Origin of the sequence: Atribacter sp. (assembly GCF_035418125.1) — a bacterium.
Classification (GTDB): Bacteria; Atribacterota; Atribacteria; order Atribacterales; family Atribacteraceae; genus Atribacter; species Atribacter allofermentans.
Map to the genome: position 1 here is coordinate 1 of NZ_DAOLQM010000138.1, position 5654 is coordinate 5654.

The window sequence follows — 5654 nt, forward strand, 5'->3', positions numbered from 1 at the left end:
GAAACAGACCAATGGTTAAGCTTCGATGTTATTGATTATCTCAAAATATCGAAGCAATCCTAGCAAATATTATATCAGTAAAAATTTAAACCTTAAACCAAAAGTGGTTTATATTCCAATTGAATTTTTCTAGGTTTCCATGCCACTCGTTTGCACCAGATGAGGATGAAAATGAGTTGCCCCCTCACCCTGACCCTCTCCCACCAAGGGGCGAGGGAAAATTAGTTCCCCCTTTAGAAAAGGGGGTTAGGGGGATTTGAGTTTTTACTGTTCCGTCATTCTGAGGAGTCCGGTGTTTTTTACCGGACGACGTGAGAATCCCATCCTTTAAAATATATATGAAGAAAGAATCTAAAAGATGAGATCCTCACGGCTTCGAAATACGAAGCCTCAGGATGACGCCTGCTGCGGTGTCAGATGAGATCCTCACGCGGGAAAACGCCGCTCAGGATGACGGCATTTTTAAGCATTAGTGGATTTTCAGGATAGAAATTCCTAATTATTCCTGAGTTTTGCTGAGCTTGATCGGCTTTTTCCGAAAGGTAAGAAGGTTAGGAATCATAACAACGCAAACCAATACAATTCCGATAATCACCATCATCACTTGACCGGGAATGTTTTTCAAACCCATCCCATAGCGGAGTAAGCGCATGAGAATGAGTGCTAAACAAGCACCAACTATACCACCTCTCCCACCGGAGGGACTCACCCCACCAAGTACGGCAATTGCAATTACTTCGAGCTCGTAACCGGTAGCTATATTCGGCCTCGAACTTCCCAATTTTGAAGTGAGAAAGACTGCCGCCACTCCTGCCATCAATCCGTTAAGTGTGAAGATAATCTGTTTGATTTTTGCCACCGGAACCCCTGAAAAACGAGCAGCGGTTAAGTTGTTACCTATAGAATATACTTTTCTCCCAAAAGTACTCCGATGAAGAATAAAACCGTAAAGAATCGCACTGAGAAGAAATGCCACCATTATAAAAGGAATATTGGTTTTGCCGATGTATCCCCAGGCAAGATAGGAATACCAAGAGGGAAAACCTCCAACCGCTTGGTCACCAAGGAGTATATAGGCAATTCCTCGATAAAGGGACGAACCAGCCAAAGTAACGATAATTGCCGATAGATTGGGTATTCGAGATATCAACAACCCATTGAAAAAACCGCAACCAGCACCAACTGCTAAAGCGACAAAAATTGCTAACTCCATAGGCAGGCCGGCTTTAAAAAAAAGCGCCATCACCACCGAAGAAAGAGCGGTGATCGACGCTACTGAGATATCGATATCTCCAATGATGAGGACAAATACCATGGAAAGGACCAGGAAACCTTTTTCCAGGAAGACTGCCAGGGCATCCATAATACCAGCGTAACTCCAGAAGTGGGTTGATAGTCGACCATTTACAATCGATGTACCTATGATCAAGATCACCAGCAACCCTTCCCAGCGGAATAATGTATTAAAATTAAAACTCTCTTTTTTACTCATGGTACTTAGCCCTCGCTTCTCTCTGTTTCAATTGAGCTTTTTCGGCATTGCGAGTAATGAGAATATTCACTAAAACAGCTACTAATATTATGAGGCCCTGTAAAGCCATTTTCCAGAAAGGAGATACTCGAATCATAGGAAGGGCGTTATTAATAATTCCTATCATTATTGACCCTAAGAGAACTCCTGATATAGTCCCTACTCCACCGCTGATACTCACCCCACCTAAAACACAGGCGGCAACGATAGTCATCACAAAGCCAGAAGCAGTATCGTTTTGTGCCGAAGCGTAGCGAGCAACCCACATCACTCCTGCTAATCCATACAAAGCACCAGATAGTGTGTAAACCAGCCAAATAATGAATCCGGTATTTATTCCAATTATACGGGCTGCTTCGATATTGCTACCTACTGCGTAGATTTCTCTTCCGGTTCGGGTATGTTTGACAAAAAAATAAAAAACGAGGTAGACCACAATTGCAATAGCTATTAGGTTAGAAAACCCCAGCAATCTACCGGTAGCCATGGTTTTAAAAGAATCGGGCATTTCATAAGCGTTGATCCATTTCCCCCCGCTGATAATAAAGGTAATTCCCCGGTATACATACATCATGCTCAAGGTCGCGATGATCGGGAAAACCTTCCCCTTGGATACAATTAAACCAGTTATCGCCCCTAATATACTTCCCAATACAATCCCAAATAACAGCATGAATATAGGAGATAAATGAGGGTTATCCTTAATCATCATCCCAGCAATCATGCCGGTAAGCGCTAACCCTGACTCTGAAGAAAGGTCTATGCCCCCAGTGACCAAAACCAGCGTCATCCCTACCGCCAAGATAGATAGGATAGCAGTGTCTAAAAGCATATCATGGATGTTTCCCCAGGTTAAAAAACGAGGATTCCGGATTCCAATCAGAATAGAGATAATTATTATGAAAATGATAATACCGAATTCCCGAAATCCCCTGATTTTAATTAGCATTCTTAAGCTTTTTGATTTTTCATTCGTATTCATTTTTTCAGTTCACCACAAATTTTTATCTATCTTCTGTCAACCCAGCGTCGATCCCTTTTTTACAAAGGAACGATCCACATTCACAGCTGCTTCCATAAGTATCTCCTGAGTTGCCTCTTCACGGTTAAAAATCTGATTAACTCGACCTTCATGCATAACCAAAATCGTATCACTCATCCCCAATATTTCCGGCATTTCCGAAGAAATCATAACAATGCCAAAGCCTTCAGCAGCGAGGTCCGACATAATTTGATGAATTGCTGCTTTGGCACCCACGTCAACTCCCTGAGTCGGTTCATCCATGATGAGTATTTTAAGCCGGGCAGATAGCAGTTTCGCCACTACCACTTTTTGCTGATTCCCACCGGAAAGCGAACTGACCAAATGGAAAACATCAGGAGCTTTGATTTTCAGAAGGTTCAACATCTTCGTCGATATTTCCTGTTCCTTTGGCGGATTAAGCCACCCTCTCCGGCTAAGCTGATCAACAATGGTTATGGTGATATTGTCATTGATGCTCATCGGAAGAAATAGGCCCTGTCGGAGCCTATCTTCCGGAAGGTATCCGATACCATGGGAAATGGCGTCCATAGGACTTTGAATAGTTATCTCTTTCCCTTCAACAAATATTTTCCCTCTATCGGCTGGAGCAATTCCAAAAACCGCCTGGGCAACTTCGGTTCTTCCTGAGCCAACCAAACCACTGAAACCCAGAATTTCTCCAGCTCGCAAAGAAAATGAAACGTTAGAAAAATAACCAATTCGAGAAAGCCCTTCTACTCTTAAAAGTTCTTCCTTGATAGTAACCTGGTTTTTTGGAAACATCTGAGTAATTTCCCGCCCAACTAATGCTTTAATGAGCTCTTTTTCACTAATATCGCTAACTTTCCAAGTTCCCACACTTTTCCCATCCCGCAGTACCGTCACCCGTTCACCAATTTCGTAAATATCTTCAAAACGATGGGATATAAAAATAACCGATGTTCCTTGATCACGAAGTTTTCTCGTAATAGCATAGAGGTCCTCAGTTTCTCGTCTGGTAAGGGCTGCAGTTGGTTCATCCATAATGAGAATTTTGGCATTGATTGATAAGGCTTTGGCAATTTCAACCATCTGTTGCTGGGCTACACTCAAAGAACCCATAACAGCGGTTGGACTTACCTCAGCCCCTAATGAGGATAGCAGTGCTTTTGCCTGTTGATGCATTTCTTTCCAGAGTAATCTCCTGCTCTGCGGTTGAATGAGGGGATGACCTAAAAAAATATTTTCGGTAACAGTAAGATGAGGAAAGGAAGCTGGTTGTTGATAGACAGCCGCAATTTGATAGCGGTTGGCGACCATGGGATTAGAAAAAATGACTCGCTGATCTTGATAAACAATCTCTCCTTCATCTGGTTGGTGAACTCCCGTTACTATTTTAATGAGAGTTGATTTTCCAGCTCCATTTTCACCAACCAGGGCATGGATTTCTCCGTATCGGAGATCAAAATCAACCTGGTCTAATGCTTTCAAACCGGGGAAAAATTTCGAGACTCCTTTTAACCTTAAAATATAACGATCCTTATCCATATCGCCATTCCCATTAATAAGCTCAACTTTAGGAATATATTATAAAAGGGCAGGAATGAACTTCCTGCCCTTTTTTCGTGCTTCTTTAATAGACATCTTTCCAATCATCAATATTACTTTTATCAAAGCGGAAAGGAGGTCCAAGCAATACTTCAGTTCCCCCATCGGCAGCTTTTACAATAGTATATTCTCCCATTTTCCCACCAGTAAATTTTTCTCCTTCACTTCCGGTTATATCACCATGGCATAGCAGGCCAGCCACATTAGCAGCCAGGTAACCCAAGTCAATTGGATTCCACAAGAACATTGCAGTACAGGTATCGTTGTGAATCCATTCCGCCATTTCACTGGGAAGCCCGAGTCCGGTCAATTGTATTTTCCCCACCAGCCCAGCATCAAATATAGCTTTGGCGGTTGCGCTGATTCCTACTGTAGTAGGTGAAATAATTCCTTTGAGATTGGGATAAGATTTAAACAGACCCATCGCTTCATTGTAGCTTTTATCTCGCAGGTCATCTCCGTAAACAATGGTAACCAGTTCCATTTTGTCGTACTTGGGATCTTCCAGTTCTTTTTTCATAAACTCGATCCAGGTGTTTTGATTGGTCATGGTTGCTCCAGCTGAGAGAATCGCAATTTCTCCTTCAAAATTAATCATTTCCGCGACAGCTTGTACTTGCAATTTTCCAATTTGCTCAGAATCTGCCTGATTGACATGCACAATACGTCCTCCAGCATTCACTGCCGAGTCAAATGATACCACTTTAATACCATTATCCATGGCTTTTTTAAGCACCGGAACCAAAGCATCAAAGTCATTGGCAGTTACACAAATAGCATCGACTTTTTGGGCAATCAGGTTTTCTATGATCTCGATTTGACCTTCTACTGTGGGGGTCGCTGGTCCTTGGAAAATCAGAGTATCGCCTAATTCATTCAGGGCTTCTTCTGCTCCTTTGCCGCAGGCATCCATAAATGGATTACCTAAGTTTTTCACAACCATGGCAACGGTATGACCTTCGGAGAAGGCATTTGCAGACATAAGAAATATTCCCACCGAAATAACCAAAAGAAGTGTGAAAAGCTTCTTCATCTTTCTTTCTACCTCCTTATAAAACTTACAATTTCATTAAACTTTGCCTACACCTTTGAAACCTACTAAATGATCAACAAATATAAGAAAATTCTTCACCTCCCTTTACCGATTTAAAAAATATTTTTCTAACTATTATTTTATGTATCCACTTTGCTTCCTGTCAAGGCAATATTAAATTTTTAACCAGAGAGGATTTATTTTTTGAAAAAATAATTTTTAGATGAGCTTTTTTGTGGTCGACCCCATGCTTCGCTGTAGTTCCAGATGAAGACGTAAAGATCAGAGAGGTGAGGGGGCGAGGGAGGAGCATATCGTGCGACGTGAGAATCCCATTTTTTAAAGAATTTTATAAAAAACAAAGAAATATAAAAGATGAGATCCTCACGGCTTCTGAATACGAAGCCTCAGGATGACGGTTGTAGTGTCAGAGATCCTCACGCCCGTAGAGAAGTATGGGCTCAGGATGACGGCTGTGG

General features: G+C 41.9%; 4 protein-coding genes. All 4 read right to left on the reverse strand.

What is annotated here, in order from left to right; translation table 11 throughout:
* Nucleotides 1-499: 499 nt before the first annotated feature.
* On the reverse strand, nucleotides 500-1492 hold the full coding sequence (locus PLK24_RS07540; protein WP_324477810.1) for an ABC transporter permease: 993 nt from the start codon (nucleotides 1490-1492) through the stop codon (nucleotides 500-502).
* A complete protein-coding gene (locus PLK24_RS07545) occupies nucleotides 1485-2513 on the reverse strand; it encodes an ABC transporter permease (protein WP_324477812.1) in 1029 nt (342 codons plus the stop codon). Before PLK24_RS07545 ends, PLK24_RS07540 begins: the two co-directional genes overlap by 8 nt.
* Before the next feature lie 36 nt (nucleotides 2514-2549).
* Nucleotides 2550-4082: a sugar ABC transporter ATP-binding protein gene (locus tag PLK24_RS07550; RefSeq protein ID WP_324477814.1), complete on the reverse strand. Its 1533-nt coding sequence runs from the start codon at nucleotides 4080-4082 to the stop codon at nucleotides 2550-2552.
* A gap of 85 nt (nucleotides 4083-4167) precedes the next feature.
* Nucleotides 4168-5175 carry a rhamnose ABC transporter substrate-binding protein gene (rhaS, locus tag PLK24_RS07555; RefSeq protein WP_324477816.1) on the reverse strand — a complete coding sequence of 336 codons (1008 nt, stop codon included), beginning with the start codon at nucleotides 5173-5175 and terminating at the stop codon, nucleotides 4168-4170.
* Nucleotides 5176-5654: the final 479 nt, after the last annotated feature.

Excerpts from the sequence above, each read along its gene's own strand:
- PLK24_RS07545 (WP_324477812.1), bottom strand. The coding sequence starts at position 2,513 with ATGAATACGAATGAAAAATCAAAAAGCTTAAGAATGCTAATTAAAATC.
- PLK24_RS07550 (WP_324477814.1), bottom strand. The coding sequence starts at position 4,082 with ATGGATAAGGATCGTTATATTTTAAGGTTAAAAGGAGTCTCGAAATTT.
- rhaS (WP_324477816.1), bottom strand. The coding sequence starts at position 5,175 with ATGAAGAAGCTTTTCACACTTCTTTTGGTTATTTCGGTGGGAATATTT.
- PLK24_RS07540 (WP_324477810.1), bottom strand. The coding sequence starts at position 1,492 with ATGAGTAAAAAAGAGAGTTTTAATTTTAATACATTATTCCGCTGGGAA.